Source organism: Chitinophaga sp., assembly GCF_035564935.1.
Taxonomy (GTDB): Bacteria; Bacteroidota; Bacteroidia; order Chitinophagales; family Chitinophagaceae; genus Chitinophaga.
In genome coordinates this window covers 1-2727 of record NZ_DATMTE010000464.1, presented here as the reverse complement: position 1 = coordinate 2727, position 2727 = coordinate 1, and the positions used below count along the sequence as shown (strand labels likewise).

1 protein-coding gene and 1 pseudogene are annotated in these 2727 nt (G+C 47.9%); both read right to left on the bottom strand.

Annotated features, from left to right (window positions below; genetic code table 11):
• Positions 1-332: pseudogene (locus VN105_RS12040) on the bottom strand (hypothetical protein); the annotation flags it as partial.
• Between the two features lie 12 nt (positions 333-344).
• A partial coding sequence (locus tag VN105_RS12035; protein WP_325641155.1) for a SusC/RagA family TonB-linked outer membrane protein occupies positions 345-2727 on the bottom strand: 2383 nt, incomplete at its 5' end.

The window sequence follows — 2727 nt, the reverse complement described above, 5'->3', positions numbered from 1 at the left end:
AGATTCCATTTCGGGGGCGTCTGGTTATTATATTTATCATCCAGGAAATCGGCCACTGCCAGGCGGTTCATAGTAGCTACCGCCTGGTCGGATGATTTATAGTCGTAGTGCGTATTATCCGAACGCATTTCTCCCATTACCCAGGCGCTCCTATTGTTATACATCCCGCGCAGCTGGGCGTAGGCGCCGTTTACAGCCAGGTCAAAATCATTCTGGGTTTTAAAGTAACTATTCAGGTTTACATTGTTTGGATTGACTTCACTAAGAAATTTCTTACACGATACAGCTGCCAAACTCAGTATCACTAATATTATACAAGAGATCTTTTTCATTTTTACTGATTTTTAAAGGCCAAGGTTCAATCCAAACGTAAATGTTCTTTGCAGGGGATAAGCACCAAGGTCCTGTCCCTGCTGTGTTACAAATGCCAGTCCGGCGCCGGCGCTTACTTCGGGGTTGCCCGGGTAACTGGTGAAGATGTATACGTTTTGTGCAGACGCATATACCCTGAGACTCTTAATAACAGGCTTCCTGAATTTTCTCAGCGTATATCCCAGCGTAATATTGTTAATAGTGAGATGGGAGGCATTGTGAATGAACAGCGTATTATCGGTACGGTAAGCCGCGGTGGTATTAGCCAGGGTACGTGCTACCCGCCCGTTACCAGGATCGGCTTCAGAGCGCCAGCGGTTCAGCAGTTCCGGCGGACCATTGAACACACCGTCCAGGTTGTAGGTGCTTTCCTGCATACCGTTTTTCAGCTTGTTGCCATAGGTGCCTGATACGGCGATGTTCAGATCAAAGTTCTGGTACTGGAAGCTGTTGCTAAGGCCAAATATGAATTTAGGATTGGGGTCGCCTATCACAGTCTGATCGTCCGGGAAGGTAATTTTTCCATCGCCGTTCAAATCCTTAAACCTCACTGTTCCTGCCTGGGAAAGCGTAGTGGTACCGGTTCCATAATACTTGGGCCCTGCATCTGCCTCCGCCTGGTTTTTGAAGATCCCGTCAAATACATACCCGTAAAACTGACCAATAGGTTTACCAACCAGGGTCCTGTAGTCGGTAAACTCTGACAATGTAATCGTCGGATCAGCAGCAAAAGAAATATTATTTAAACCGATCCTTTTAACCAGGTTGCGGTTAAAGGCGATATTAAAGTCGGTGTTCCATTTAAGTTTCCCGGTGAGATTTTTAGTGCTTAATACAAACTCATGTCCCCATTGCCTGATATCGCCCAGGTTATCCTGTACGGTGGAGAAGCCGGAAGACTGCGGAACCGGCAATACAAACAACAGGCCTGTTGTGAGCTTACTGTAATAGTCGTAAGAGAAATTAATCCTGCCATCAAACAATCCCAGCTCAAGGCCCGCATCAAACTGCTGGTTGCGCTCCCAGGCCAAATTCTGATTGCCTAAACTACTTTGTACTTTGCCCGGGGCCAGGCCACCAGAAAACGTATAATTGGAATTAACAATACCAGCTACACTGGAATAGTTACTGTTAACACCACTACCCATTTCCGACATACCGGTTAAACCGTAGGAGGCTTTTAACTTCAGGAAGCTCAGGTTCGACACCTGTTTAAGGAAAGGCTCATCACTTACTATCCAGGCGCCGCCTATAGAAGGGAAAGTACCCCATTTGTTCTGGTCGCCGAAACGTGACGATCCGTCTCTCCTCAATGTTGCCTGTAAAAGATAACGGTCCTTAAAGCTATAGTTGACACGACCCAGGAAGGACGCCATTGTCCAGGCGTAGGCACTGGATGTATTGGTAGTGAACCTGGTGGCTGCGCTTAAAAGGCTGATGCTGTTATCGGGGTAATCGCGGCCTATCATATCGCTTGAAAAACGGGTTGTCCGCTGCGCCGTAAATCCTGCCAGTACGCCCAATGAATGATCTTTACCAAACTGCTGCTGGTAGTTAAGCGTATTTTCATTCAGCCAGGTATAGTCATTGGTGATAGCTGATTCGCCCAAAGCAGTATTATTGCCTGGCGGCGGATTTTCTATAGGCAGCGCGTTAAAGCCGCCGATGGAAGTAGATGGAATAAACCTGTTGCGGGTCATGTTGGCAAGATCGGTGCTACCTGTTGTGCGGAAAGTCAGGTGATCCGTCAGCTTTATTTCTGCGAACACATTGGCCAGTACACGTAACCGGTTAGCATCGTCTTTTACTTCGAGTAATTGTCTTAACGGGTTGGCCCATACAAACTGGTTGGTAAACCCTGAAATACCGAGCGCCAGTGATCCATCCGGGTTGTAGGGAGAGCCCATGGTAGGTATCATGGAAGCGGAGGCAAAAATGGCGCGCTGCCCATCCACGTTAAAGCCGGTTCCCTGCCTGTTGTTATGATCTATCTGGAAAGACGGCGCAACACCAAAGCCCACCTTTACGCGTTTACTGATGTTGAAATCACCATTGGCACGTAATGAAAAACGTTTATAGCCGGTGTTTAGCAAGATACCCTGCTGGTTAAAATAGCCGCCCACCAGGCTGAAAGCCGCCTTGTCGTTACCTGTATTGATAGCCAGGCTATAGTTCTGCACCGGGGCGTTCCTGGTGAGTACGCTGAACCAGTCTGTTCCTTCGCCATATTGGTCCGGGTTCTGGTACACGGCGGGTATACCGCCGGTATATCCTTCGTATTTGATCTTATCTTCATAAAAACCCTTCATGTAGGTAGCCAGCTGGGTAGCGTTCATTACCGGCGGTATCAGTTCA